Origin of the sequence: Streptomyces sp. NPDC060209, from assembly GCF_042728155.1 — a bacterium.
GTDB lineage: Bacteria > Actinomycetota > Actinomycetes > Streptomycetales > Streptomycetaceae > Streptomyces.
This window is the reverse complement of record NZ_JBHWZS010000106.1, coordinates 1-25,928: the sequence shown is the minus strand read 5'-3', so window position 1 is coordinate 25,928 and position 25,928 is coordinate 1. Positions and strand designations below refer to the sequence as shown.

The 25,928-nt window shown below is 68.4% G+C and carries 21 protein-coding genes and 3 pseudogenes; 17 read left to right on the top strand and 7 right to left on the bottom strand.

All coding sequences use genetic code 11. The features are described from left to right. The 3 genes and pseudogenes from tpg to ACFWFI_RS21165 all read right to left on the bottom strand — a co-directional run. Positions 1-586 (bottom strand): annotated as a pseudogene (gene tpg, locus ACFWFI_RS21175) (telomere-protecting terminal protein Tpg); the annotation flags it as partial. A 10-nt stretch (positions 587-596) separates the two neighbouring features. Then, positions 597-1,142: pseudogene (locus tag ACFWFI_RS21170) on the bottom strand (transcriptional regulator); the annotation flags it as partial. Between the two features lie 356 nt (positions 1,143-1,498). Further along, positions 1,499-1,798: a hypothetical protein gene (locus ACFWFI_RS21165; RefSeq protein ID WP_387392431.1), complete on the bottom strand. Its 300-nt coding sequence runs from the start codon at positions 1,796-1,798 to the stop codon at positions 1,499-1,501. On the opposite strand from ACFWFI_RS21165, the gene ACFWFI_RS21160 reads away from it, so the two are divergent. After that, positions 1,784-1,960, top strand: a complete 177-nt coding sequence (locus ACFWFI_RS21160) for a hypothetical protein (protein WP_387392428.1) — start codon at positions 1,784-1,786, stop codon at positions 1,958-1,960. The genes ACFWFI_RS21165 and ACFWFI_RS21160 overlap by 15 nt on opposite strands. A 469-nt stretch (positions 1,961-2,429) precedes the next feature. Here the strand turns inward: ACFWFI_RS21160 and ACFWFI_RS21155 are convergent, their stop codons facing one another. Together ACFWFI_RS21155 and ACFWFI_RS21150 are read right to left on the bottom strand one after the other, a co-directional pair. Next, complete coding sequence (locus ACFWFI_RS21155) at positions 2,430-2,822, bottom strand: hypothetical protein (RefSeq protein ID WP_387392425.1); 393 nt, start codon at positions 2,820-2,822, stop codon at positions 2,430-2,432. Positions 2,823-3,006: 184 nt separating this feature from the next. After that, complete coding sequence (locus ACFWFI_RS21150; RefSeq protein WP_008736052.1) at positions 3,007-3,222, bottom strand: hypothetical protein; 216 nt, start codon at positions 3,220-3,222, stop codon at positions 3,007-3,009. A gap of 437 nt (positions 3,223-3,659) precedes the next feature. On the opposite strand from ACFWFI_RS21150, the gene ACFWFI_RS21145 reads away from it, so the two are divergent. From ACFWFI_RS21145 to ACFWFI_RS21130, 4 genes and pseudogenes are all read left to right on the top strand, one after another. Continuing rightward, complete coding sequence (locus tag ACFWFI_RS21145; RefSeq protein WP_387392434.1) at positions 3,660-4,253, top strand: hypothetical protein; 594 nt, start codon at positions 3,660-3,662, stop codon at positions 4,251-4,253. Then, on the top strand, positions 4,250-4,435 hold the full coding sequence (locus ACFWFI_RS21140) for a hypothetical protein (protein WP_387392422.1): 186 nt from the start codon (positions 4,250-4,252) through the stop codon (positions 4,433-4,435). Before ACFWFI_RS21145 ends, ACFWFI_RS21140 begins: the two co-directional genes overlap by 4 nt. 60 nt (positions 4,436-4,495) lie before the next feature. After that, positions 4,496-4,891 (top strand): GH32 C-terminal domain-containing protein, encoded by a 396-nt coding sequence (locus tag ACFWFI_RS21135; protein WP_387392419.1) that lies wholly within the window; start codon positions 4,496-4,498, stop codon positions 4,889-4,891. A gap of 187 nt (positions 4,892-5,078) precedes the next feature. Beyond that, positions 5,079-5,403 (top strand): annotated as a pseudogene (locus ACFWFI_RS21130) (PfkB family carbohydrate kinase); the annotation flags it as partial. A 23-nt stretch (positions 5,404-5,426) separates the two neighbouring features. Here ACFWFI_RS21130 and ACFWFI_RS21125 read toward each other — a convergent pair. Both ACFWFI_RS21125 and ACFWFI_RS21120 read right to left on the bottom strand, forming a co-directional pair. Further along, positions 5,427-5,999: an alpha/beta hydrolase family protein gene (locus ACFWFI_RS21125; protein ID WP_387392416.1), complete on the bottom strand. Its 573-nt coding sequence runs from the start codon at positions 5,997-5,999 to the stop codon at positions 5,427-5,429. 709 nt (positions 6,000-6,708) lie between these two features. Continuing rightward, positions 6,709-8,475 (bottom strand): PucR family transcriptional regulator, encoded by a 1,767-nt coding sequence (locus tag ACFWFI_RS21120; RefSeq protein ID WP_387392413.1) that lies wholly within the window; start codon positions 8,473-8,475, stop codon positions 6,709-6,711. A 567-nt stretch (positions 8,476-9,042) separates the two neighbouring features. On the opposite strand from ACFWFI_RS21120, the gene dnaK reads away from it, so the two are divergent. The 12 genes from dnaK (at position 9,043) to ACFWFI_RS21060 (ending at position 25,821) form a co-directional block, all read left to right on the top strand. Next, positions 9,043-10,941 (top strand): molecular chaperone DnaK, encoded by a 1,899-nt coding sequence (gene dnaK, locus ACFWFI_RS21115; protein WP_387392410.1) that lies wholly within the window; start codon positions 9,043-9,045, stop codon positions 10,939-10,941. Between the two features lie 7 nt (positions 10,942-10,948). Next, positions 10,949-11,551, top strand: coding sequence for a nucleotide exchange factor GrpE (locus tag ACFWFI_RS21110; protein ID WP_387392407.1), 603 nt, complete (start codon positions 10,949-10,951; stop codon positions 11,549-11,551). 6 nt (positions 11,552-11,557) lie between these two features. After that, entirely contained in the window at positions 11,558-12,511 is a 954-nt protein-coding gene (locus ACFWFI_RS21105) for a DnaJ C-terminal domain-containing protein (RefSeq protein WP_387392405.1), read from the top strand. Continuing rightward, positions 12,508-12,918, top strand: a complete 411-nt coding sequence (locus ACFWFI_RS21100; protein ID WP_387392402.1) for a chaperone modulator CbpM — start codon at positions 12,508-12,510, stop codon at positions 12,916-12,918. The genes ACFWFI_RS21105 and ACFWFI_RS21100 overlap by 4 nt, the downstream gene beginning before the upstream one ends. Continuing rightward, complete coding sequence (gene clpB / locus ACFWFI_RS21095) at positions 12,909-15,548, top strand: ATP-dependent chaperone ClpB (RefSeq protein ID WP_387392399.1); 2,640 nt, start codon at positions 12,909-12,911, stop codon at positions 15,546-15,548. The genes ACFWFI_RS21100 and clpB overlap by 10 nt, the downstream gene beginning before the upstream one ends. Continuing rightward, positions 15,545-16,003 (top strand): thioredoxin, encoded by a 459-nt coding sequence (gene trxA / locus ACFWFI_RS21090; RefSeq protein WP_387392396.1) that lies wholly within the window; start codon positions 15,545-15,547, stop codon positions 16,001-16,003. The genes clpB and trxA overlap by 4 nt, the downstream gene beginning before the upstream one ends. Before the next feature lie 142 nt (positions 16,004-16,145). Next, the gene (locus ACFWFI_RS21085) at positions 16,146-16,574 is read left to right on the top strand and encodes a DUF2267 domain-containing protein (RefSeq protein WP_387392393.1); all 429 of its coding nucleotides are present in this window, start codon (positions 16,146-16,148) and stop codon (positions 16,572-16,574) included. Positions 16,575-16,683: 109 nt separating this feature from the next. Next, complete coding sequence (locus ACFWFI_RS21080; RefSeq protein WP_383278451.1) at positions 16,684-16,947, top strand: UBP-type zinc finger domain-containing protein; 264 nt, start codon at positions 16,684-16,686, stop codon at positions 16,945-16,947. After that, complete coding sequence (locus ACFWFI_RS21075; RefSeq protein ID WP_387392390.1) at positions 16,947-18,674, top strand: FAD-dependent oxidoreductase; 1,728 nt, start codon at positions 16,947-16,949, stop codon at positions 18,672-18,674. Before ACFWFI_RS21080 ends, ACFWFI_RS21075 begins: the two co-directional genes overlap by 1 nt. A gap of 546 nt (positions 18,675-19,220) precedes the next feature. Continuing rightward, complete coding sequence (gene uvrA / locus ACFWFI_RS21070) at positions 19,221-21,692, top strand: excinuclease ABC subunit UvrA (RefSeq protein ID WP_387392387.1); 2,472 nt, start codon at positions 19,221-19,223, stop codon at positions 21,690-21,692. 517 nt (positions 21,693-22,209) lie between these two features. Next, on the top strand, positions 22,210-23,331 hold the full coding sequence (locus ACFWFI_RS21065; protein ID WP_387392384.1) for a hypothetical protein: 1,122 nt from the start codon (positions 22,210-22,212) through the stop codon (positions 23,329-23,331). Positions 23,332-23,649: 318 nt separating this feature from the next. Beyond that, positions 23,650-25,821: an FUSC family protein gene (locus ACFWFI_RS21060; protein ID WP_387392381.1), complete on the top strand. Its 2,172-nt coding sequence runs from the start codon at positions 23,650-23,652 to the stop codon at positions 25,819-25,821. The last annotated feature ends 107 nt before the right edge of the window (positions 25,822-25,928 follow it).

Below are 25,928 nucleotides of genomic sequence, written 5' to 3'. Positions count from 1 at the left end.
CACCAGTCGCCAGATCTCCCCACACTCCCGATGGCCCGGCCCAGCGCCTTCTGACGTGCTCGATGTCCGTGAACCGGACCTCGTCCAGGCTTCCAGGGCGGCCGCCGCCGCCCTGGAAGTAGACCTCCTTGAGTGCTTCGGCCGCGATCTCCTGGAGGCGGGCGTCGCTGGCACCCTGCTCCTGGGCCTCGAAGAGGCGGGCTGCGTAGACCGGGGCAGGGCGACGGTCAGGTGCCGGATGCGGTCCTGGTCCGTCGACCCAATCGGCGCGGGGCAGCCCGTGCAGGCGCGGGTGTCGATGACGATGCCACCGGCGGACGCCGCCTTGGCCTGGGCGCGGATCTGGGGCTGCCACGCTTCTTCACCTCGCGCTCCAGCGGGCGGCGAGGTCCTTGCGCGGCGTCTTGACCTGATTCTTGACGTAGCGTTCGACGGTGCGCTGGCTGATGCCCAACTGCTGGGCTGCGGCTCTGGTGGATTTCAGCTGTCGCACGAGGTAGCGCATGCGGGCGCCGGCCGAGGTGGGGATCGGTCGAGTGAAGGCTTTGTGGACGGCTTTGTCGAGCCCGTCAGCGACCTGTCCCATGAGTTACTTCCTACTCCCCGTTGTCGGTTCGGGTGACGTGGCCGTCCTTGACGTACCGGGCGATGTTCTCGTCCCGGCCGTGCTGCTCGTGGACGCTTTCGGCCCACAGCGTGGTCTGGGTGCCTTCGTGCTTGACCATGCCGGGGCTGACGCCGAGGCGGAATCCTCCGGGCAGGGGCTTGTCGTCCTTGTAGGGGAGGAAGTCCAGGGGGCTGGGGCCGTCGCTGGCGTAGACGGCGCAGTCGGAGAGGATCGCAACCGGATAGTGGTCGGTGGCGTCGGCGAGTTTGAGCATCTTGCGGTGCATGTTGATGCCGGCCTTGGAGATGACGGCGGCGCGGATGTCGGGGCGCCAGGTGGGACGTGACAGGGCCCGCCAGGGCTCCCCCGGTTTCCAGCCTTCGCCGCGGGGGCGTTCGCGGAGCTTGCCGAGGCCGCCCTTGACGGTGGCCTTCACTGCGGACAGGACGGTCGCCATCTGCGGGTCGCGCAGGCGGTGACCGTCCATGGCCGTCAGGAAGTCGGCCGGGGTCAGGTCATCATCGGCGGCCGTTGCGGGGTGGTGGGGGTCGGGGTTTGGCGTCGGGGTGATGTCATGGGCTGGCCCAGACCCAGCCCACATGTCGTCTTTGCCCATGCGGGCGACGGTAGCGCGCAGCTGCACCGCACGGTCAGGGCTTCCGCATACGTCAGCCACGCGGGCACGGGTGGAGAGCCATGACACGGCCTCATCCGAGTTGATGCCGTGGGCCGTGATTTCCTCGCGCTCACCCAGGGCAGCCAATTCAGCAGCCTCGCTGCACCGGCCCTCGATCGCAGCCTGGATGGCGTCGTGATGCCTTATGTCAACGACACCCGGCGGCAGGGAGGGTGCAGTTCGTGGTGTTCATACGGGCAACCTAGGACCTCAACCTAAGTTAAGGTCAACTCCTCTCGGTGACCTGACAGTTGCCAGGTGGCCACACGGGCGTTGACCTGCTGGGATTCCAGGTCGTTTGAGCAGGCACAGGCCCGGGGTTCACAGGCGTCTTGGCTTTCGCGGAAGTCGCGGACTCGGTAGAGGCAGAACCTCCGGTAGAGGGGGTCCTGGGTTCCGTTGGTGGTGTAGATCCGCGCGAATCGTCGGCCCAACTCGGCGGTCGTCGACAGGTAGAGCTCTTTGGGGTCGAGGGCGGTTGTGGGCGGGTCGAGGATCAGGTGCGTCAGAACCACGATCTCGGGGAACGCCGCGAGGTGACTGCGGTCCTCAGCCGAGATCTTCTTGCTGACGACGAGAGCCTCGACAAGGAGATCCCCAGCCGCGAGCAGGCGGAGGAGAGCGTGTCGGAGACGAACACCTTGCCGTGGTCGATCACGATGGGTCCGGAGCGATGACCGGCTTGACCGCTGCTTTCACCCAGCAGGCCGCCGTCGGCTACATCCACCTCCGGCACCAGCGCTGGCCACATACCCGCAACCCTCACCTGTTCATCAGCTCGCAGACCGCGCACACCCGCGCCCCGGTCACGACCGGCTGGATGCAGCCTCTGCTGCGCGGCCTCCCGGTCACCGCCCAGCAACTTCGCGAGGACCGAATCCTCGAAGAGGCCGCCGTCACCGGCGCTGACCCGCAGCACCTATGCGCGTGTGCAATATCACTCCGGAGACCGGACTCCGCTACACCCGCTTCTTCCACCCCGACCCCACGGACAGCGACGACGTATCCGGCTGCAACATGGAGACATCGTGACCGACCACCACGCTCACCTGCTCGCCGCCATCGTCGAGCTCGGCGGTGAGCTGGAGCTCCCAGCTACCCGTAACGGGCGCTTCAGGAGCGCGATCATCCCAGAAGGCTGCGCGGTCAGCGACGCCGGCCGCCGCCGATGCGGCGGTCGTCGGCCAGTGCGGTAAGCGGGCCGAACTCGCGGGCAAGCTGGTTCCACGTCAAAACCTCGCCACAGCGGGCCGGGAACTCCTTCGGGTTGAACTCGGGCATGGTCCAGGTGCCAGTGCCCCGGTCCCGCAGCCACAGGTCCCCGTCACCGTCGACCACAGTCGGCGGGACCGGTACGGGCTCGGCCTGATCGGTGGGCTCCCAGGTGACCCGGCCGGGGTGGGAAACGCGGCGCAGCTCGGTGGTGGCCAGCCGCGCGGCCAAGTCACGGGTGGACTCATCGGCGTCCTTGACCGACGCGAGTCGGAATGCGTCGTCAAGTACGGGCAGGGCTGGATTCTTGCTGCGCTTTGAACTCATACGCTGACTACCTCCGGTGGGGGGCGTCACATCCGTTATGGCACCCCGTAGAGGAACACGGTATCCGAGACGGGAGCCGGGCCGACTACGACCACTGTCCAGGTGGAGGCGCTGGCACCGCACCGGGCGGTGGGGCTAGGTGGTGAGCTGGTCCTGGACGTGGCGCAACCCGTGGTGGTAGCGCTCAGATATGGCGGTCCGGGTCTGAGAAGGTGAGGCCGCCGGGGGCGAGCGGACGTCTGGCCGGGGCGGGTGCGGGCTCGGTCTCGCCGGGCGGCTGGCGGAAGTCGGCGCCCTGCTCGACCGGCATCAGCCGGCGCCCACCCGCCTGGGCGGGTACGGGAGCGTCGGAAGCGGGCTCGGAGAAGGCGGGCAGCGAGAGCGGTCGACGGTCGGTCATGACCCCTAGTCTCCCAGGTCCGGCCCTGCGGGTAGGGCCAGGCCGCTATCAGCGGTGATAGTGCTCTAGCCCTGGCCAGCAGGGCCAGGCTGGTTGTTTCAGCTCACCAGAACAGAGCGGTTAAGCCACTGCTACCGCCGGTGAACCGGCCCGGACCGCCGAGGCCGGACGACACACTGCGTGGGTGACCACGCCTCCCGCCTGAACCGGGTTCAGAAACCTCCACTCTCAGACCCCGACGCCAGCGCGTGCGCCCAAACCCTCCCGACCTGGCCCCGGCCGCCCACTCGGTTCAAGAAACAGCCGTTCGGCAACCCGCCACAACGTGGGACGGGTCCTCGCAACCGGCAAGACGTACACCAGACCCGCCCATCACAAGGTGGGCACCAAGCCCCGCCGACTGGATAAATGACAAGCTAATGGCACCGGACCCGCCGATGGCCGCGACATTTGCCCCGCCTGCTGGATGGAGGAACGACGATGATCGCCACCGACACGCGACGAACGCCCAGGTTCGGGGCGCCGAGTGCTCAGTACTCGCGAACTCAGGCACTTTCGTCGGTAACTACATCGGGGATTCCACCCGTTCCGAAATCCGCTACGCCCGGACCCTCGGGCTGTGGGTCCGGTTCACCCACCCCGAGGTCGACCCCGATCCCGTCACCCTGCCCAAGTCCACATACGAACTGCGCACCGTCGGCACCACTGCCACAATCCCCCTGCCGTCGGTCGTGCCGGTACCAGGTCTGCCCGTCTACGAATTGCCGGAACACTGCCGCGAGGAAGGCGACGGCCTCGCGAACCCGTGGCGGCTGGGACACCACTCCGGCCTCGCACTCGCCGCCTTCCCTTCCAAGGAAGACGCGCTGCGCGGCGCCCGCGAGCTCGCCGACCTGACCGACTGGCCCCGCAGCGCCTCAGACATCAGCACCGACCCGTCCTTCGACGTGGACGATTACGCCGACTACCTGACGGGGCGCACCAACGCCCTGCTCGTGCCGGCGTCGCCGGTCCGGGAGGAGCAGGAATGACTGTCCCGCTGACGGGCACCGCGCCGTGTCTCCAACCGGCCTCTTGCGGTGAGGCCCGTGCCGATCTCGAAGAGCGGCCGCCGGAGGTGAACAAGCAAATACCGGCCAAGCCTGCGCGCGGGTGGGACCAGGCCGTCTTCCGGTGCGGCCGGTGCGGTGCCAAGCGCACTGCCACCACCTAGCCGCCGGGTGTGGGGGTGAGGGCGACGGGGACAGCGGACGTTGGTTGACCCACCACACCAGTGGCACCCCACGGGTACGAGCGGGCTGCGCCTGGTCACCTCGGCGGACGGTTCCGAGTACCTCGACCCTGCAGCGGGACAGCTCATCGTCGACCGCGCCCACGCGTCACTGGACGCGCGAGCGTGGGGAGGCTCGTACACAGCCCGTGTCCAGCGACACGCCCGGGCACCCCCGTCGAACTGCGCATCATCGTGGACAACTCGATAGCAGAGATCTATCTGGCCGAGGAGCAGGTCCTCACCTTGAGGTTCTATCCGGTCGCCGACGGGCCGTGGCGACTGCAGGCCCGGACGACCAGCACCGGACGAGGTGATTTCGCCGTCAAGGCATGGAACTTGGAATCCGGCGGTGTCCGTCAAGGAGCGGTGCCGGCGGGCCACAGACGGGACGCTTAGCTCCTCGTCACACGAACCCTAACCACCGGATTAGTACCACCCGAGAGACCCGTTCCGTCTGGGCCCAGTTGCAACGTATGCGGTCAGTTACGTCCTTCGCAGCACGTCGCGTGCGTCCGGCGCGCCTCGGCTGCGCCCATAGCGCGGGGCGACAGCCTCACGCCTCCTTGAGAGGCAGACGGTTCCCATGGCCCGATCCGGGTCCCCCGGCAGCATCACCGTTCTCGGAGAGTGCGTCGCCGACATCTTCAAAGACTCCGGCCGGTCCAATCCGGACGGGCTGTCATTGCATGCCCTGCCCCGGTGGCGGTCCTGCCAACACCGCCGTTGCTCTCGCCCGGCTCGGCACCCCCACATGCTTCCTGGGAGGTTTCTCCAACGACGTCTTCAGCACGCTCTTCCGTGCCCGCCTCAGCGCCTCCGGTGTCGACCTGACCGGCAGCGTGACCGCCTCCGAGCCCAGCACTCTCGCCATCGCCGAACTCGACGCCACCGGTCAGGCCACCTACACGTTGTGGCGGACCGCCGGAGGGCTTCAGCACGATCGCGGCCATACGGTCTCATCGAGGAACTGCTCAATTCTCGTGGCTACCTGGCCGAGCACGACTGCGGAAGCAGCGAGGGGTCCTGGAACTTCCATCCCGTGATCCGCGCTGTCGACTTCGAGCACGAAAGGCGTGAGCTCGCGCGCGACCCTTCCATCCCACAACACATCCGAGGTTCCTCCGACGAGCAGGAACGGAGCTCGGGCGGCGCGAAGCCCCGCCACTACCTGCGGATCGGTGAGGAGCGGGGTCAGCCACACCGCTGGGAAGCCACGTTCGCCTACGAGCGAGGCTGCAGCACTCCCCAACGACTTGCCGACGACGAACACTGATCCTTCGGGAACAGCGGCTGCCGCCTCGTCGAGCACCGGGGTCGCCCGCGGCACGACCCACTCAGCACGCTCCGAAGGCTGAAGGCCAACCGGTGCTTCCCACCACGCACGATGCACCTGCGCGCCTCGAGCCTCGGCAGCCGAGGTCGCGAACAACGGAAGCGGGGCGAAGGGGCCGCCCAACCCACCCGGCAGCACAACCACGGCACGCGGAGACAGCGAATCGATCACAACCGGAGATTACCCGTGCGCCGACCGGACGATCACGCCCCCACCGCTCAACACCGTTCTCGCGACGCAACGATGATCAAGCTCATGAACCCATTGCCCACCCGCAAAACTCTGTCACACGGGCATCGCCTGCCAACGCCATGGCGCGGGTGACATCAAAACTCACCGACATTGATCACGCCCGTGGAGCCAGATCGACTCCCGAAGGCGCCGACAAACGACTCCCCTGAGAACTGACACAGCCACGGCGCGCGAGTTGCCGTCGTGGTCGTCCCCACCGGAGAGGCTCAGCAGATCAACGTTGAGACCCGGGCTCTCTTGGCTCACCGCTGAGGCGGGCCGACGCCACCGCCATGTCGGCATTCGGAGTTCACACACAGGGCCTGACGCTTGCGGGGATGTCCGATGCTTCGAAGGGATCAGGCATGACGAGAGCGCCGGTCAAACGGCAGCCACGATGTACCGGCTCTTGGGGACGTGTTCTATGAACGTTGCTCAGCCTGGGGTCGTGCGCTGCTGCCGCTCTCGCAACCAGCAGACAGCGCAGGCGTAGTGGGCAGCGGGCGAACACGCTGCTGCGCAGTCACGAGACCCGCGGGAGCGCGGCCCGGCCTGCATCCGACGCCCGGACGCACACATCACGGTCGAAGGAGCGGACCTCCCGACTCCAGGGCGGGGTAATGCGCTTGCCCAACTCTTGTACGAGGCATCAGCCGGATCCGCCCAGCACGATCTTCCACACTCGGGTCGCCACCTGGAGGTTGAGCCGGTCCTCGACGTTCGCGAGGTCGTTGCCGCTGATGTCGCGGATGCGCTGGAGCCTGTAGCGCAGCGTGCTGCGGTGGATCGCGAGGGATGCGGCGGTCTCGTCGTAGTTGCCGCCGCAGTCGAAGTACCGCGCCAGGGTCTCCACCATGGCCGCGTGGTGTCGGGCGTCGTAATCCATGAGTTGCCCGAGCCACTCGTGGACGAATGTCTCCAGTTCCTGGTAATCGTTGCCAGGTCCCAGGATGCGATAGAGGCCGAGTTCGTCGAAGAACGTCATGCCGTACGGCTTGCGTGAGTGGCGGCGCACTTCCAGGGCGCGCTGCGCCTCCTGATAGCGCTGGGGGATGTCATCCGGAGAGTCGCACGGGGCGCTCACTCCTATCGTCCCGGACGGTGTCCCCGTCTCCAGGGCGAGCGCATCGTACAGCGCTCGAGCGGGCGGCCTATCGTCGGCGACCAGGACCACGTGGTCGGAACGCCGGGTCAGTAGTGAGCGCATGCCCACGGCAGAGGCCACCCGGCCCACAATCTGCGCGAAGGAATCGTCCGCAGTCCGGTCCGACCACTGCACCACGACGATGTAGTGGCTTCGGTGCAGGTCGTGTCCGACTGCCTCGGACCGGGCGTAGGCGCTGGTCTCGTCCGTTCCTGCCAGCAGGTCGTCGGCCAGCTCGCGGTGCAGCCTCAGCTCCACTTCGGCCAGATTGCGCAGGTGCGCCAGACCCAGGGCGAGCGGCGTGGCGGCCTGTTCCAGAGCGAGCACGGTGTGCTCGTCTGCCTCGCCCTGGGGATCGACCAGAGCCAGCATGCCCAGGATCTCGCCGTGCGGGCGGACCAGAGTGATCAGCCGGTCCTTGATCTGCGCCGGCCCGGCCTCCCGGGCGACAGCGTGCAGCAGTTCGTCCTGGCGCACAGGGTCCGGTTCTGGATAAGGGTCGGGTCGGTTGGGGCCGGCCCAGGACCTCAGCCGACCGAAGCGGTCCTCGACCAGTGCGGGGAGTCCGGTCAGCTTGTGCAGTGCGCGGGTGACGGCTTCCTCGCCGCTGCCCGCAGCGGCAACATCGACCATGAGTGCGTGAACGGCCCGCTGGTACGTCAGCTCAGCTACGACGGTGATCAGCTGCCGCTGGAGGGCTGCGCGTTCCTCCCTGAGCCGGTGCAGCTCCAGGGCATCCTCGCGTCGGCGGCGGTGTGCGACCGCGACTGACAGTGCAGCAGCGGTGTGCAGGACCAGTGTGGCGAGCAGAGACCGCTGGGCTTCGGTGGGCCGGGAGCGGGACGTCACTACGAGGTAACCGTGGAGTGCCTCAAGTCCGCGCAGTCCCAGGGCCTGGCCCCAGGGCCTGCCGGGTACGGTCACAGGACCGTCCTGTCCGGCCAGCTCCCGCACCCTCCGGTCCATGGCCAAGGCATGCTTCTGCCGGTTCCTCGGGCTGGGGACGAGGTCACCGTCCGCTTCGAGGTAGCCGGCCTCGGCGCTGTACGGCCCGATGGCGGCTATGTGGTCCATGGCCAGGCGCAGGATCTCGCTTTCGTCCGGGGTGCCGAACAGGGTGCAGGACAGCACCGTGAGTTCGTGGAGGGCCTGGTCGGCAGGAGGCTGGGTCTCTCCGCGCGCGGCTGCGGAGGTCCGCCGGGGGCTGTCCTGCGACATACTGCCCTCCCGGTCGGAGCGGCGGTACAGGTTGTGCGGCCGGCTCCCGGCCATGGGATCACTCCCGAGCCCTCAGAGGGCGAGACGAGCGGTGTTTCGGCCACCCGCTCACGAACCACCCCGTGCGAAATATCCGTATTTCCACTCTAGTGCTCGTAGGGTGACCGGGCTCGTGCATTTCTGGCCGGCCAGGCGCAGGCATGGAACCACGCGGTTCGCCATGCTGGGATGCGTCCGAAGTCCTCCGCGTGTAAGTCGGCACGAGGGGCAGGGCGACGACGGAGCAGCATTACAGGTCGGCTGCCTTGTACGAGACGTACGCTCTGGCTGTTCGGGCCTGTGAACCGGCTCGGCCCCATGGTCTCAGTCTTGTTTTCCGCGCTTATTGACTGATCTTGAGAGTGCCGGTCACGGAGCCGTTCAGCCCATCCCCTTGCCCGCCGTGCTGAGGCGGGTGCCGGGGTTGTGCCTCGCTTCGCTCGACGAAGCCAAGGCGGTACGAGGTGGTCGCGGCGACGCAGTACCTGGCGCGCCGCGGGCGGCTCGCGGAGGTCCTATCCGTACCTGAACGAAAGTGAACCGGAGAGTCGGCGCAGGCCGCAGCACCGGGAGGAGTTCCTCATGGCCAGGGCAGTGGGTATCGACCTGGGTACCACCAACTCGGTGATCGCCGTGTGGGAGGGCGGCGAGCCGTCCGTTGTGCCCAACACCGAGGGCAACCGGACGACACCGTCCGTGGTGGCCTTCACCGACACCGGGGAGCGCCTGGTGGGCCAGATGGCCCGGCGCCAGGCGATCCTCAACCCCAAGGGCACCATCTACTCGGCCAAGCGATTCATAGGCCGGCACTTCGACGAGATTTCCGACGAGGCGAAAGCGGTGGCGTACGACGTCGTCGAGGGCGACGGCGGGGCGGCCCGCTTCGAGGTGCGCGACAAGCTGTACGCGCCTGAGGAGATCAGCGCACAGGTGCTGCGCAAACTCGCCGACGACGCCTCCAAGCAGATGGGGGAGCGCGTCACGGAGGCGGTCATCACGGTGCCCGCCTACTTCAACGACGCCCAGCGCACCGCCACCAAGGATGCCGGTCGGATCGCGGGTCTGGAGGTGCTGCGGATCATCAACGAGCCGACGGCGGCCGCTCTCGCGTACGGCATGGACAAGAAGCAGCACGAGACCGTCCTCGTCTTCGACCTGGGCGGCGGCACCTTCGACGTGAGCATCCTCGATGTCGGCGACGGCGTGGTGGAGGTGCGCTCCACCGCCGGGGACAGCCACCTGGGCGGCGACGACTTCGACCGGCGTCTGGTGGACCATCTCGCAGACGGCTTCCAGAAGGAGAACGGCATCGACCTGCGGAATGACCCGCAGGCGCTGCAACGACTGTTCGAGGCGGCGGAGAAGGCCAAGACCGAGCTCAGTTCTGTGACGCAGACGCAGGTCAGCCTGCCGTTCATCACCGCCGACGCCTCGGGCCCCAAACACCTCACCGACTCCGTCATGCGGTCCACATTCGAGCAGATCACCGGCGACCTCGTGGAACGGTGCCTGGAGCCGGTCCAGCAGGCAATGGCCGACGCCAAGGTCGGTGAGAGCGACATCGACGAGGTCATCCTCGTAGGCGGCTCCACACGCATACCAGCGGTCCAGGCCCTGGTCCGCCGACTGACCGGCGGCAAGGACCCCAACATGAGCGTCAACCCCGACGAAGTCGTGGCCCTGGGCGCCGCGATCCAGGCCGGGGTGCTCAAGGGCGAGGTCAAGGACGTCCTGCTGCTCGATGTAACACCCCTGTCGCTGGGCCTCGAGACGCGCGGCGGAGTCATGACGAAGATCATCGAGCGGAACACCACCATCCCGGTGCGGCGTACCGAGACGTTCTCCACCGCCGAGGACAACCAGCCGGCCGTCGATGTGGTGGTCCTCCAGGGTGAGCGCGAGCGTGCTGCCGACAACCGGGTGCTCGGCCGGTTCCAGCTCACCGACATCCGGCCGGCGCCGCGAGGGGAACCCCAGATCGAGGTCACCTTCGACATCGACGCCAACGGCATCCTCAATGTCAAGGCGCGCGACGGGGACACCGGCAAGGAACAGGGCATCACCATCAGCGAAAGCTCCAACCTGGACCGCAGTGAGGTCGAGCGCATGGTCCAGGAGGCCGAGCGTAACCAGGGCCAGGACCGAGAGCTCCGCGAGGCCGTAGACGCACGCAACGAGCTCGACGCCGTCGCGTACCAGGTCGAGAAGCGCCTCGCCGAACTGGGCGACGCAGCCCCCGCGCACGAGAAGGCACGCGCCGAGATGCTCGTCTCCGATGCCCGGGCCGCGGTCAAGGAAGAGGCAGGCGTGGAGCGTGCGCGGCCACTGGCCTCCGAACTCCAGCAGGTCCTCGCCGGACTGGCTGCCCAGCAGGGTGCCACCGCCACGGGAGGCCCGGGCCAGGACGCCGCAACCGGCGCTCCCCCGAGTGGTGGCAACGGTGACGACGATGTCATAGACGCCGAGTTCGACAAGGGTTGAGGCCGCCATGTCCTGCCACCCCCAAGAACCCGACCGGGCCACGTCGGTGGAACCGGCCCCGGAAGGCGCCGTACGCCCTCCGCGCGAGGAGTCGCGTCAGTCCGGGCCGCCTCCCCGGCCGCAAACGACAAACGACGAAACGGGACCCGACGCCGTGAGCCCTGCACCCGCGGAGGAGCACACGGCCGCGATGCAGGAACTGGAGGACCGCTGGCGGCGCGCGCTCGCCGACCTCGACAACCTGCGCAAGCGTCACGCAAGGGAACTGGAGCGGGAGCGGACGGTCGAGCGTTCCCGTACCGCTGCTGCCTTCCTGCCCATCCTCGACAACCTCGAACTCGCCCTGTCCCACGCCGACGCCGATTCGGATGCGATCGTGGAAGGCATCCGGGCAGTCCGCGACCAGGCGGTGAACGTCCTCGAACTGCTCGGCTACCCGCGGCACGCGGAGACCGGCGTGGCCTTCGACCCGGCCCGCCACGAGGTGGTCAGCGTCGTCGATGACCCCGACGTCGAGCCGGGCACCGTCGTGCAGGTGCTGCGCCCGGGCTACGGCGACGGCGATCGGCAGCTCAGGCCCGCCACCGTGACTGTCGCGAAGCGGGAGTGATCTGTCATGGCACGGGACCTCTACGAAGTGCTGGGAGTATCGCGGACCGCGAGCCAGGACGAGATCCAGCAGGCATACCGCAAGCTCGCCCGCAAACACCATCCCGACGTCAACAAGGACCCGGCGGCGGAGGAACGCTTCAAGGACCTCAACGAGGCATACAGCGTCCTGTCCGACCCGAAGACCCGGGCACGCTACGACCGCTTCGGCGAAGACTTCCGCAAGATCCCCGAAGACTTCGACGACCGGGTCGCGGCCGGAGCGGGCGGCGGATTCCGTACCCGGCAGACCGCAGGCGCGGGCGGCCCCCGCGTCCGGTACACCACCGGCTTCGGCGATGACTTCTCAGCCGAGGATGTGGACATAGAGGACCTGCTCGGCTCGCTCTTCGGCGCAGGCGCCGGCTCCGCAGGCGTACCGGGAGCCGACCAGGAGGCCGAACTGCCGCTCACCATCGAGGAGGCGTACAAGGGCGGCCGCCGTACCGTCACACTCGCCGGACCCACCGGTCAGCCGCGGCGCTACGAGGTCGACGTCCCGCCGGGCGTCACCGACGGACAGCGCATCCGTCTGGCGGGAGAGGGCGGGCGAGGCAGTGGTTCCGCCCCCGCGGGCGACCTGCACCTGCGGGTGAGGATTCAGTCCCATCCTCAGTTCAGGCTGGACGGCCGTGATGTCCACGTGCAGGTCCCGGTCACCCCCTGGGAGGCGGCCCTGGGTGCGACCGTGCCGGTGCCCACCCCCGGCGGTGGCACAGCCAAGGTCACAGTGCCTGCCGGCTCGTCCAGCGGCCGTAGGCTGCGGCTGCGCGGCGAGGGCATGCCGAACCCGCGCGGTGCGAACGGCGACCTGTACGCCGAACTCCGCGTCATGGTGCCACCCGCGCTTGGCGACCGGGAGCGTGAACTGTTCGAGGAGCTCGCCGCGACCTCCTCGTTCGACCCCAGGAGGACGCGATGAACGACCGACCCACGGGAGCGGCAGGCATCGGCCGGTCCGGTGCAGGCGACCGTCCGGTACAGCCCGTCACCCACGTCGCCACCGCCTCGACGGCTGCCCGGTATGCGCTCGTTCCCGCCCCGAGACTTTCCCTGGAGGCCGTGGCCCGTCGATCGGGTCTCCATCCTGATCTGGTCCGCCGGTTCGTCGCCCTCGGGCTGGTCGACGCCGAACGCGATGCCGTCGGCCACCTGGTTTTCGACCGCGACGCCCCAGCGGTACTTGCCCGCATCCAGCGGCTGCGCTCCGGACTCTGCCTCAATTACGCATCCATCGGCCTGGTGCTCGACCTGCTCGACCGCATCAGCCTGCTCGAAACCGCCCTGCGTGGCCGCGGCACGAGGAGTGATACACCCCCATGGACATGAACCGTCTCACACAGAAATCCCAGGAAGCCCTCCAGGAGGCCCAGACCGCGACCGGCCGCATGGGGCAGACCGAAGTGGACGGAGAACACCTGCTGCTCGCACTCCTCGATCAAGAGGACGGTCTGATCCCACGGCTGCTGCAACAGGCCGGAGCCGAGCCGAAGGAACTGCGCGCGGCCGTGCGCGAGGAACTCTCCCGCCGCCCGAAGGTCACCGGCCCCGGTGCGGCACCAGGCCAGGTCTTCGTCACTCAGCGCCTCGCCGGCCTGCTCGACGCCGCTGAACGGGAGGCCAAACGCCTCAAGGACGAGTACGTGTCCGTGGAGCACCTCCTGCTCGCCCTGGCTGAAGAGGGGACATCAACAGCCGCCGGACGTCTGCTCAACCAGGCAGGGATCACGAGGGACTCGTTCCTGGGCGCGCTCACCCAGGTCCGCGGCAATCAGCGCGTCACCTCCGCCAATCCCGAGGTGGCCTACGAGGCTCTGGAGAAGTACGGCCGCGATCTCGTCGCCGAGGCCAAGGAAGGCAGGCTGGACCCGGTCATCGGCCGGGACGCCGAGATTCGCCGCGTCACCCAGATCCTGAGCCGCAAGTCCAAGAACAACCCGGTCCTCATCGGCGACCCCGGTGTCGGCAAGACCGCCATCGTCGAGGGCCTCGCCCAGCGCATCGTCCGCGGCGACGTCCCTGAGGGCCTTCGCGACAAGATCGTTTTCGCCCTCGACATGGGTTCCTTGGTCGCCGGTGCCAAATACCGAGGTGAGTTCGAGGAACGCCTCAAGGCCGTGCTCAGCGAGGTCAAGGCTGCGCAAGGCGGCATCTTGCTCTTCGTCGACGAACTGCACACCGTTGTCGGTGCGGGCGCCGCCGAAGGGGCCATGGACGCGGGGAACATGCTCAAGCCGATGCTTGCCCGCGGCGAACTCCACATGATCGGCGCCACCACCCTCGACGAGTACCGCAAACACATCGAAAAGGACGCCGCGCTCGAACGACGATTCCAGCAGGTCCTGGTCGACGAGCCCAGCCTCGAGGACGCCATCTCCATCCTGCGTGGACTGCGTGAGCGCCTGGAGGTCTTCCACGGCGTCAAGATCCAGGACACCGCGCTGGTCTCCGCCGCCACCCTCAGCCATCGCTACATCACCGATCGATTCCTGCCCGACAAGGCCATCGACCTCGTCGACGAGGCATGCGCCCGGCTGCGTACCGAGATCGACTCCATGCCTGCCGAACTCGACGAGATCACCCGCCGCGTCACCCGTCTGGAGATCGAGGAAGCCGCCCTCTCCAAGGAGACGGACCCCGCCAGCAGAACCCGCCTGGAGGAGCTGCGCAAGGAACTGGCCGACCTGCGCGGTGAAGCCGACGCCAAACACGCCCAGTGGGAGGCCGAACGGCAGGCGATCCGGCGTGTGCAGGAACTGCGACAGGAACTGGAGCAGGTCCGCCACGAGGCGGAAGAGGCCGAACGCGCCTACGACCTCAACCGCGCCGCCGAACTCCGATATGGCCGCCTCCAGGACCTGGAGCGCCGACTCGCAGCGGAGGAGGAGCAGCTGGCCACCAGGCAGGGACAGAACCGGTTGCTGCGCGAGGTGGTCACCGAAGAGGAGATCGCAGAGATCGTCGCCGCCTGGACCGGCATCCCGGTCGCCCGCCTGCAGGAGGGTGAACGCGACAAGCTGCTGCGCCTCGACGAGATCCTTCGCGAGCGTGTCGTCGGCCAGGACGAGGCGGTCAAGCTCGTCGCCGACGCAATCATCCGCGCCCGCTCCGGCATCCGCGACCCTCGCCGCCCCATCGGTTCCTTCATCTTCCTCGGCCCCACCGGCGTCGGTAAGACCGAGCTGACCAAGACTCTCGCCCGGGCGCTGTTCGACTCCGAGGAGAACATGGTCCGCCTCGACATGAGTGAGTACCAGGAGCGGCACACCGTCAGCAGGCTCATGGGCGCACCACCCGGATACGTGGGCTACGAGGAAGGCGGCCAGCTCACCGAGGCCGTACGCCGCAAGCCGTACTCGGTTGTGCTGTTCGACGAGATCGAGAAGGCACACAGCGACGTCTTCAACACCCTGCTGCAAATCCTCGATGACGGCCGCATCACCGATGCTCAGGGCCGCACCGTCAACTTCCGCAACACCGTGATCATCATGACGTCCAACATCGGCTCCGAGCACCTCCTCGACGGCGCCACCGCCGAGGGTGAGATCAAGCCTGACGCCCGCGCCCTGGTGATGGGTGAGCTGCGCGGGCACTTCCGTCCGGAGTTCCTCAACCGCGTCGATGACATCGTGCTGTTCAAGCCGCTGGGTGAGCGGCAGATCGAACGAATCGTGGAGCTGCAGTTCGACGAACTGCGTCAGCGGCTCGCGGAACGTCGCATCAACGTAGAACTCACCGATGCGGCCCGAGAGCTGATCTCCCACCAGGGCTACGACCCGGTGTACGGGGCCCGGCCGCTGCGGCGATACATCTCCCACGAGGTCGAGACGCTGGTCGGGCGTGCCCTTCTGCGCGGCGACGTCCAGGACGGCGCGACGGTCCGCGTCGACGCCGAACACGGAGAGCTGGTGGTCACCTACGACCAGCAGGAAGAGGCCCGGGAAGCGAGGGCAGCGTGAACACCACCCGTACAACGACGGTGGCCTGCCCGCACTGCGGGCGCGACAACCGCATTCCTGTTGCCGCCGAGGGACGCCCCAAATGCGGCCACTGCAAGCAGCCGCTGCCCTGGGTCGTCGACGCGGGTGACAACGATTTTACCGAAGTCGCCGACAACGCCGTCCAACCTGTCGTCGTCGACCTCTGGGCCACCTGGTGCGGCCCCTGCCGCATGGTCAGCCCCGCCCTCGAACAGGTCGCCCGCGACCTCGCCGGACGGATCAAGCTCGTCAAAGTCGACATCGACAAGAACCCAGGAGTCAGCCGGCGGTTCGACGTCCAAGCAGTGCCCACGCTGCTCGTTCAAGACCAAGGCGAGACCGTCGCCCGACAGGCCGGTGCGGCACCGGCGCACGTCCTGCGTCAGTGGGTCGAACAGGCCCTGGAAGGCCGGCAGACCACCGCGGGGCGGTGAGTCAGCATAGCCCCCGGCCACCACAAGGGCTCCCCGGAACCGCACGATACCGAGCTGTATGTCCGACCCGACCCGGGCCTCATGGGGCCGTCGGATGACGGCCCGTCATCGCCCAGCTCTCCGGTAGGAAAGGAGCCATGAAATGAGTGAAACGACATTCTCCTCCTTCGATACCATGGTGGACAAAGCCAATCGGCTCCTCAGGGATATCGAGGAAGCCAACGGCTGGCCCAAGGAACGCCGGAAGCAGTCGTACGCCGCTTTGCGCGCCGTCCTGCACCGGCTACGGGATCGCCTCTCCGTCGGCGGTGCGGCGCACCTGGGGGCGCAGCTTCCGACTCTGATCCGCGGCGTCTACTACGACGGATGGAAGCCGTCGGAGACACCGGTGAAACTCAGCGGCGAGGACTTTTTCCAGCGCGTCAGGGACGACTTTCCCTACGCGGTCGACGGCGGCATCGAAACGGTCGTGCGCACGGTGCTGGAGGCTCTGAAGCGCTACGTCAGCGAAGGCGAGTGGGATCACCTCAAGTCCGGCCTGCCCAACTCGCTGGCCGCCGTAATGCCGTAGCCGCTGGGCAGACCGTCCTGGCCTGGGACTTCTGCGTGAGCGCCTGCAACCGGACTGGAGACCATCGCGGGGACCTCGGCCGAACAACCAGCCACGAGAGGAGAACGTCATGGCCACGATTCCGGACCCGCACCTGGCAATGGTGCGGCCAGTGACGCCGCGTACCCCGCAGGGCTGCGAGGAGTGCCTCAGGGAGCATTCCCCGTGGGTGCACCTGCGGCTCTGCCTCACCTGCGGGCACGTCGGCTGCTGCGACTCCTCACCCCTCAAACACGCCCGACGACACGCGGGCAGCGCCGAGCACCCCGTCGTGCAGTCCTTCCAACCGGGAGAGGACTGGCGCTGGTGCTACGTCCACGAGGCTTTGGTCTGATGAGTACTGCCCAGCATAAGAATGGTGCGGTCCGCGAGACGCCGGACCGATACGGGGCGTTCCCGCGCCTTACACCGGAACAGCTTCAGGACCTGACCGCGCACGGTGAGCGCCGCAGGACCACGGAAGGTGAGGTGCTGTACCGGGAGGGCGAGCCGTTCCGGGAGTTCCTCGCCATCCTCAGCGGGACCGTCGAAATCCTTCAGGACCACGGCGGGCCGGAGGAGCGCACGGTGGCGGTACACGGACCCGGCAGGTTCCTGGGGGAGCTGGGGATGCTGGAGGGGCAGGCAGCGTTTGACACCGCCGTGGTGCGTGAGGCAGGCGAGATCCTGGCGGTACCGGTGGAGCGCCAACGCACCTTGGTCGGCCGCGACCCCGTACTCGGCGACCTGATCCTCCGCGCTTATCTGGGCCGACGGTATCTGCTCATCGGCCTCGGCGCAGGCTTCCGCATCCTGGGATCGTGCTACTCGCGGGACACGTTGCGGCTGCGTGAGTTCGCTGCGCGCAACCGGCTGCCCCACCGCTGGCTGGATCTGGAAAGGGACAAGGAGGCTGAGGCGCTGCTGCGTCGGTTCTCCATCCGCCCCGAGGAAACTCCGGTGGTCCTCTGGAAGGGCGAGCGGGTGCTGCGCAATCCGAGCAACGCCGAACTCGCCAGGCTCATCGGGCTGCCCGCCCCCACGCCGAAGGCCGCCCAGTGCGACGTGATGGTGGTCGGCGCGGGCCCCGCGGGACTCGCCGCAGCCGTATACGGCGCCTCCGACGGCCTCACCACCATTTCCGTCGACGCCGTGGCCACCGGAGGCCAGGCAGGCACCTCGTCCCGCATCGAGAACTACCTCGGCTTCCCATCGGGCATCTCCGGAGGAGAGCTCATCGAACGCGCGGTGCTCCAGGCCCACAAATTCGGTGCCCGCCTCATGGTGCCGGCCCAGGTCAACAGGCTCATCCAGCAGGACGACGAGTACGTAGTCACCTTCACAGACGGGCCCCAAGTCCGGGCGGACGCCGTGGTGCTCGCCTCAGGTGTCCGGTACCGCAGGCTCGAGGTGCCCGGCATCGACCGCCTGGAAGGCATCAGCGTCTACTACGCGGCGACCGTGCACGAGGCCAGTCTCTGCGAGGCGGACCCGGTCGCCGTGGTCGGCGGGGGCAACTCCGCCGGGCAGGCGGCGCTGTTCCTGGCCCATCACGCGTCCAGAGTTCACCTCCTCGTCCGGGGCAGCGACCTCAACGCGGACATGTCGCGTTACCTGGTGGACCAGGTGGAACGGCACCCGAAGATCGAGGCACTGCTCCACACCGAAATCCGGGGCGTTTCCGGGAAGGAGAAACTGGAGTCGCTGATCGTGGAGGACAACGCAAATAGTGAGCTTCGCAAGCTGCGGGCCGCCGCGCTCTTCGTGTTCATCGGGGCCCGGCCGCGCACCGAATGGCTAAGGGGCGTGCTCGCCCTGGATGAGAAGGGCTTCATCCTCACCGGCGCCGACGCTCTGGCTACGGCTGACGCGACCCGGTGGGACTCGCTCGGCCGTGGTCCGTTGCTGCTGGAGACCAGCCTTCCCGGGGTCTTCGCCGCCGGCGACGTCAGGAGCGGCTCGGTCAAACGAGTGGCCTCGGCTACCGGTGAAGGTGCCATGGCGATCCGCCTCGTGCACGAGCACCGGGAAAAGGCCGGCAACCTGGTCCGCACAGCAGGCCCCGAAGGGCCTCGGCCGTGACGGGCCAGTCCGGGCCTGGCACTGATTTCTCACCGCCAGTCTGGGGGGCCGTTGTACACCACTGCCTTCATATCGAGCCACGCTTCCCGACCACTCGGCCACGGCCCCAACTCCCGTTCCCGGCGACAGGGCGCGGATGATCCGCTCACTTCTCCAGGGCACCCGTCGCGGCCGCTCGTCAGCGCCGGCCCGCGCCGGGCTCACCCAACCAGTGTGGCACCGGCCGGGCGCCCTGGCGAACGCGCGACGAGCCACCGGGCCGGGTGCCTTACGGAGCCGGAGTGAATCCCGGGCCGCCCGTCCCTGTCGTCGCGCGGCCCAGTGGCTGTGGCCCGGGCCTCTGCCGCGCCGCCCGTACCCGCTGGACGCTCGTCGTCCCCGCCGTGTTCGTCACCCGGGCAGGGCTCATGTGACCTGCCGTCACGACACGAGCACCTAGCTGGGTCGTGTATCGAAAATGGATCCGGGACACTCCGGACGCTCGTGTGAGCGAGGCCCGGTGACGGCGCCCGTCGCGCGGTTCCCGGCGCGATCAGGTAATCAGGAATGGTGAACAAGGACGCGACCGACCCCTTTGTGCATGTCCGGGGCGCCAGTGAGAACAACCTGCGGAACATCGATGTCGACGTTCCGCGGGACGCGATGGTCGCCTTCACCGGCGTCTCCGGTTCGGGCAAGTCCTCGCTCGCGTTCGGCACGCTCTACGCCGAGGCCCAGCGGCGCTACTTCGAGTCCGTAGCACCGTACGCCCGAAGGCTGTTGCAACAGGTCGGTGCACCGCACGTGCAGGAAATAACCGGACTGCCACCGGCCGTGGCCCTGCAGCAGCGACGCGGGTCGCCCAGTTCGCGCTCGACGGTCGGCACCATCACCACGCTGTCCAACCTGCTGCGCATGCTGTACTCCCGCGCTGGCACCTATCCGCCCCGGGCCGCACGGCTGGGAGCCGAGTCGTTCTCACCCAACACCGCGGCCGGCGCCTGCCCGGAGTGCCATGGACTGGGCGTCGTCCACGACGTCGCCGAGGACCTGCTCGTCCCGGACCCCTCGCTGAGCATCCGCGAGGGGGCGGTCGCCGCTTGGCCGGGCGCGTGGCAGGGCGCCAACCTTCGCAGTGTCGTGAGCGGCCTGGGCATCGACATCGACCGACCGTGGCGCAGGCTCAGGAAGAGGGACCGGGACTGGCTGCTGTACACGGACGAGCAGCCCTCCGTGTACATCGAGCCGGAGGAGGACCGCGTCGACTACGGCTACCAGGGCAAGTTCTGGAGCGCCCGCAAGCACGTCATGCACGTCCTCGCCGACTCCAAGAGCGAGAAGATGCGCGAACGGGCGCTCCGGTTCGTCAGGAGTGTGCCCTGCCCGGAGTGTCACGGCAGCGGACTGCGGCCCGAGGCGCTCGCCGTGACCTTCGCCGGACGTTCCATCGCCGAGATCAACGCGATGCCGCTCACCGAGGTCGTGGCGCTGCTGCGTCCCGTCGCGGGGCGGTCCGAGGCAGACGCCACCACGTCGACCGCCCGATCCGGGGAGACGACCGAGGTCGCGGTCCGGATCTGCGGCGATCTGGTCGCGCGGGTCGACGTACTGCTCGACCTGGGCCTCGGATATCTCAGCCTCGGGCGCCGCTCGACGACCCTGTCGCCGGGCGAGGCGCAGCGCCTGCGGATCGCCACTCAGCTGCGCTCGGGGCTGTTCGGCGTCGTCTACGTCCTCGACGAACCCTCCGCGGGCCTGCACCCGGCTGACGCGGAACCGCTGCTGGACGTGCTGGACCGCCTCAAGGCGGCGGGCAACTCGCTGTTCGTCGTGGAGCACGACATGGACGTCGTACGGCGGGCGGACTGGGTGGTCGACATCGGCCCCGGCGCGGGCGAGGGCGGCGGGCGCGTGCTGTACAGCGGCCCGGTCGCCGGTCTTGAGCGGGTGAGGGAGTCGGCCACGAGCCAGTACTTCTTCGGGCGCGCCAAGCCGCTCGATCACCGCCCGCGCACACCGCACGGCTGGCTGCACCTGAGCGGCGTCTCCCGCCACAATCTGCACGACGTGTCCGTCGACGTACCGCTGTGCGTACTGACGGCGGTGACGGGCGTGTCCGGTTCGGGAAAGTCGACGCTGGTGACGCAGGTGCTCGCGGAGGTCGTCCGCGGCCACCTCGGACTCGTACCCGAGGAGCCCGACGAGGCGCAGCTGGAGGTCGACGTCCAGGACGCGTCGGGGGTCGAGTCGTTCGACCGGCTGGTCCGGGTCGATCAACGGCCCATCGGCCGAACCCCCCGGTCCAACCTGGCCACGTACACGGGGATGTTCGATGCGGTGCGCAAGCTGTACGCGGCGACGGACGAGGCCAGGGCGCGCGGTTACTCGGCCGGGCGGTTCTCCTTCAACGTGCCCGAAGGGCGGTGCGAGACCTGCCAGGGCGAAGGATTCGTCGCGGTGGAACTGCTTTTCCTGCCTGGCACCTACGCGCCGTGCCCAACCTGCCAGGGCTCCCGGTACAACGCCGAAACGCTGGAAGTCACCTACTGCGGCAAGAACATCGCGGAAGTGCTGGGGCTGTCCGTCGACGCCGCCGCCCAGTTCCTGTCCGCCGTCCCGGCCGCCTCCCGCAGTCTGGAGACGTTGCGCGAGGTGGGACTGGGGTACCTACGGCTGGGGCAGCCCGCGACGGAGCTCAGCGGTGGTGAGGCGCAACGCATCAAACTGGCCACCGAACTGCAGCGAGCCCGCCGCGGCCACGCGCTCTACCTGCTCGACGAGCCGACGGCGGGGCTGCACCCCTCGGACGTCGCACTGCTGCTGCGACAGCTGCACCGGCTCGTCGACGCGGGCAACACGGTCGTCCTCGTCGAGCACGACCTGGACACGATCGTCACCGCCGACTGGGTCATCGACCTCGGGCCGGGCGGCGGAGACGCGGGCGGGCGGGTGGTGACGGCGGGGCCGCCGGCCAAGGTGGCGAGGGCCCGCCGCAGCGCCACTGCGGCCTATCTCGCGGCCCGGCTCGCGGGCTCCTGACAACGGCGCGAGGGACTGGTCAGCCGGGTTCGGGGCGCAGGGTCGCGCGCGTCCCGTCGCCGCACCGGCAACGGATCCCACGGCGACTCGCCCCGGAGCCGCTCGACATCCCCAGCTTCACACCCCAAAGGTGCCGACCACCAGGAGAGATCACTCAAGGTAACGAAGTACTACCAGGCCGCTTCGTTTTGGATCACGGGATCGTTGACTTGAGTGTGCCGTTGCCCAAACGTGCAGTGAGCATGATCGATCCTTCCTTCCGGGTTGGACACACCGAACGGGTGGCTGGTGGCGCGGCGGTGCGGGCGGGAGCGGCCCAGAGCGGGTGTTCGCGGTGACACACGTGATCGTGACCTTGGCAGAGGGAGCATGCCCCGTACTGGGAGAACGAGGAGATCTGGCCGTGCCGCCTGCACCAGCCGGCGGGAGCCAGCGTGTCATCGCAGCGCCGACGCCACCCCGGGGCATCCTGTGGGCACTTGCGGTCGCGGGGACAGCCGACGAGAAGGGTCCAGCCATGCCGGTGTCGTCGCAGGGCGTTAGGGTCGTGATTCTCCTCGCGGACCCGGACGCGCCGACGGAGATCGCTCAGCGCATGGCCCGGATGCTTCCTGATCGGCTCGCCGACAAGTCAGGCCAGGGGCAACGGTTCGACGTCGAGGTGGTCAGTGAGCCCTTCACCGCAGAGGCCGAGGACCCGCCCACCTTGATGCGCCGGATCGTAGACCGCGGTAGTGCGGAGAACTGGGACATCGTCGTGGCTCTTACCGACCTTCCGCTGCACTCACACAGGCGCAAGCTCGTTGTGGATCTGAGTCACGAACACGGGGTGGCTCTGCTGTCCCTTCCTTCACTGGGTGGCTGGCGGCTGCAGAGAAAGGCCCGGCGGGCAGTGGAAGAAGCCGTGCTCAGCTTGGCAGGCCCGCGGGCCACTGGGGCTGAGGGAGCTCCGCGAAGCCAGCCACCGTTGGGGCCCTTCGTCGGTCGTCTCGCACCTATCCATCCGGGCCCGGTCGATGAGGAGGAGGCCGCCGATCTGCGCTACGTCGCCAGCGGGCCGCGTGGTTACCTCAAAGTGCTCGTCGGTATGGTCCGCGCCAACCGGCCGTGGCGGCTGGTGCCGGGCCTTTCGAAAGCCCTGGCGGCCGCACTCGCCACGGGAGCCGTCGCCACCGTGAACTCCACCGTCTGGAGCCTGGCCGCGTCCCTCAGCACGCCACGCCTCGTCATCGCCACGGTCGGTTCTGTCGGGCTCATGATCGGCTGGCTGATCGTGGACGCGAACCTGTGGCATCGAACAGCGGAGGGCTCGCCGGAGGCGAGGCAGAGGGCGGCTCTCTACAACACCTCGACCGTCGTGACCGTGGGTATCGGGGTACTCGTCTGCTACGTGGGCTTGATGATCATCAACTTTGCGTGGGCGCTGTTCATCCTCAACGACCAAGTGTTCGCTTCCATGACACGAACCCCGTTGAACGCCACGGACTACTGGACGTTGTCATGGTTCGTGGCTTCGACCGCCACAGTGGGCGGCGCGCTGGGATCAGGATTGGAGAGCGACGAAGCAATCCGAGCAGCCGCCTACTCCAAGCGCGAACAGGAACGTCGTCACATGCTTCAGGACGACCACGATGGCTAGCCATATGAAGATGCACAGGAGCCGATGGCGATGGAGTACGGCTCATCCCGCCCGTCTCCTTGGCGGCCGCGATGAGACGAACGTGATGGTGCGTTTGGTGACCGGGCTGACGGAGGGCAGATCGTTTGTTCAGCAGTACATCGGCTCGTCGGCGTCTGCCGGACCTTCGGCCAGAGGTGTCCGCAGGAGCAGCGTCCTGTCCCAGCACCTGCGGCCGTCACCCTGTTCTTGGGCCGTGCGGGAAGCTCTCTCGCACGACGGCCGAACCAAAATCCGGCCGACGAGACCCGGCGTGGTCTTCCGGCCGGGCTCACGCCCGTGACGTGGCCGCGGGCCTTCAGAGAAGCCCTCCACGCCGGGCTCAAAATCGAGGAGACGCGGCTGGAGCCCCTGCTCGCGCTGCGCACGGCCGTCGGTGTGGCGATCGTCATCGGGCCGGCGCTATGGCTGGGCTCCCCTGCGTACGCCGCATCTGCCGCCCTCGGCGCCTTCTCCGCGGGTGGGGCCACCTTCCAGCGCACCTGGCGCCCACGCAAGGTGATCGCGCTCGGCGCCGGCGCGGGGCTGGCGCTCAGTACCCTGGTGGGCTACCTGGCGGCGGGGCGACTCGTGACGTTCCTTCCGCTGCTGGCCCTGTGGACCTTTGCCGCGGGGCTGGCGTGGGCCGTCGGATCGACCGCTGGGATCGTCGCTGCGACGACGGTCGGCAGCATGCTGGTGACCATCACCCTGCCCACGAGCGTCGGACGAGCCCTGGAGCACGCCGGGATCATCGCGCTCGGCGGAGTGGCGCAGACCCTGCTGATCCTGCTGTTCCCGATCCGCCGATGGGGGGCGCATCGTGACGCGCTCGCCGACGCCCTGGCCGCCGTGGCGGACTACGCCCGCCGGCTCCGGCACGACCCGACCGCCCGGTTCGACCCTGAGCCATTGATGACAGCCCGGGACGCGGCCGCCGTCACGCCATCACAGGCTCGCACCCGCCCCACCGTCCTCCACGGCCCGCGAGGACTTGCCGAGCGCATTCTGCCGGCCATCGCCTCGCTCGCCGACCCGGACGTCGGCGCCCCAGCAGAGGGACCTGGGCGTGACCGCGCGCGAGAGCTGCTCGACGCGGCCGCCGACGTGTTGGATGCGGCCGCCCGATCGATCCGCCGCGGCACCCCCGTCGAGGTACCGCCCAGGACTGTGGACCTCCTGCGTGGAGACGAGGCGCACGAGGTGCTCGAGGGACCCGCGCGGCAGGCCGCCGAGAGGCTCGCGGGACTGCTCGGTGAGGCGCTGGAGATCGCTGAGTGCGGCAACGTGCGCAGAAGGACGCCCACGCAACATGGCGCCGAGGGCGCTCAGTTCCTGGTGCGACCGACCCTATTCCGGCTGATCCCGGTCATCGTGCGGGCGGTCCGTCGTGAGCTCCGCCACGACTCGCCCGTCTTCCGGCATGCCGTTCGGCTGGCGGCGGTAGCCACGCTCGGCTATCTCATCGCCGCCCGGCTACCCCTGGGTCACGGCTACTGGGCGCCCATCGCCTCGGTGATGGTGATGCGTCCGGACTTCCACCGGACGTACGCGCGTGCGGTCGCCCGTCTCGCCGGGACCCTGGTAGGGGTCGCGCTCGCCACCGGAGTGGTGCGGGCCCTGGGCCCGGACGCCCATGTGTTCGGTGCGCTGGCGGTGGTATCGGCGGGCCTGTCGTACACCCTGATCCGTACCGGCTACGCCTACTCCCAGTGCTTCACTGCCGCGTACGTCGTCTTCCTGCTCGGCATGGGCGGCCAGGCATGGGAACAGACGGTCCCGGAGCGGATGGTACTCACCCTGCTGGGCGGGGCCCTGGCAATGCTGGCCTACGCGGTATTCCCTGCATGGGAGACGCCCCGGCTGCCGGGACGGCTTGCGGACTGGCTCGCCGCCAACGGCCGCTACGCGGCCGCATTGCTCCGCAACTACGCTGAACCGACCAGTGAGCGCCGTGCCGACATGCGCAGTGCCCAACTGGAGAGCAGAAAAGCGCGTGCCGCCTGGCAGGAGGCATACGACCAGGCAAAGCAGGAACCGGTCCGCCCCAGGGGCCTGACATCCCGTGAGGCGGAGGAGGCACAGGAGGCGCTCGAAGGGTTTGACAGGGCGACAACGCTCATGGAGAACCACGTCCCGCAGGACGACAGCCCCTTCGCTCTTGAGGCGCAGGGACTCGCCAAGGCCCTGGAAACGGACACGGCGCAGGCGGCAGCCGACGTGCGCGAGCACAGGAATCCGGATTGGGATCGCGTGGAGAAGGTACTCCAGGCGTGGGAAACGGCCGGTGCTCGGAGCCCAGCGCTACGGCGCGAGGCGGAACTGCAGAAGCGTGCTCTGGAGGACCTTGCGACAGCCGTAAGCCGCACCCCCCTGGAGCGCGACGTCGGCTCCACCCGCGAGGAGCAGCGAGTGCGGGAGGCCATGGAGACTGAAAGCGATGGCACAGGACCCGCGCACGGGGGTGGGTGACGTTCCCGTTACCCTGGCACGCGCAACGTCCTCCTGGAGGCGATGACCGCCGCCAGGAGCAGCGGGATGCGGCAGCGACCGCGATGTCCCGGGCTTCTGTCAGCTTC

What these genes read in the sequence shown, in the direction of transcription:
- ACFWFI_RS21155 (WP_387392425.1), bottom strand. Translation starts at nt 2,822, where the DNA reads ATGAGTTCAAAGCGCAGCAAGAATCCAGCCCTGCCCGTACTTGACGAC.
- ACFWFI_RS21150 (WP_008736052.1), bottom strand. Translation starts at nt 3,222, where the DNA reads ATGACCGACCGTCGACCGCTCTCGCTGCCCGCCTTCTCCGAGCCCGCT.
- ACFWFI_RS21145 (WP_387392434.1), top strand. Translation starts at nt 3,660, where the DNA reads ATGGCCGCGACATTTGCCCCGCCTGCTGGATGGAGGAACGACGATGAT.
- ACFWFI_RS21140 (WP_387392422.1), top strand. Translation starts at nt 4,250, where the DNA reads ATGACTGTCCCGCTGACGGGCACCGCGCCGTGTCTCCAACCGGCCTCT.
- ACFWFI_RS21120 (WP_387392413.1), bottom strand. Translation starts at nt 8,475, where the DNA reads ATGGCCGGGAGCCGGCCGCACAACCTGTACCGCCGCTCCGACCGGGAG.
- dnaK (WP_387392410.1), top strand. Translation starts at nt 9,043, where the DNA reads ATGGCCAGGGCAGTGGGTATCGACCTGGGTACCACCAACTCGGTGATC.
- ACFWFI_RS21110 (WP_387392407.1), top strand. Translation starts at nt 10,949, where the DNA reads ATGTCCTGCCACCCCCAAGAACCCGACCGGGCCACGTCGGTGGAACCG.
- ACFWFI_RS21105 (WP_387392405.1), top strand. Translation starts at nt 11,558, where the DNA reads ATGGCACGGGACCTCTACGAAGTGCTGGGAGTATCGCGGACCGCGAGC.
- ACFWFI_RS21100 (WP_387392402.1), top strand. Translation starts at nt 12,508, where the DNA reads ATGAACGACCGACCCACGGGAGCGGCAGGCATCGGCCGGTCCGGTGCA.
- clpB (WP_387392399.1), top strand. Translation starts at nt 12,909, where the DNA reads ATGGACATGAACCGTCTCACACAGAAATCCCAGGAAGCCCTCCAGGAG.
- ACFWFI_RS21085 (WP_387392393.1), top strand. Translation starts at nt 16,146, where the DNA reads ATGAGTGAAACGACATTCTCCTCCTTCGATACCATGGTGGACAAAGCC.
- ACFWFI_RS21080 (WP_383278451.1), top strand. Translation starts at nt 16,684, where the DNA reads ATGGCCACGATTCCGGACCCGCACCTGGCAATGGTGCGGCCAGTGACG.
- ACFWFI_RS21075 (WP_387392390.1), top strand. Translation starts at nt 16,947, where the DNA reads ATGAGTACTGCCCAGCATAAGAATGGTGCGGTCCGCGAGACGCCGGAC.
- uvrA (WP_387392387.1), top strand. Translation starts at nt 19,221, where the DNA reads ATGGTGAACAAGGACGCGACCGACCCCTTTGTGCATGTCCGGGGCGCC.
- ACFWFI_RS21065 (WP_387392384.1), top strand. Translation starts at nt 22,210, where the DNA reads ATGCCGGTGTCGTCGCAGGGCGTTAGGGTCGTGATTCTCCTCGCGGAC.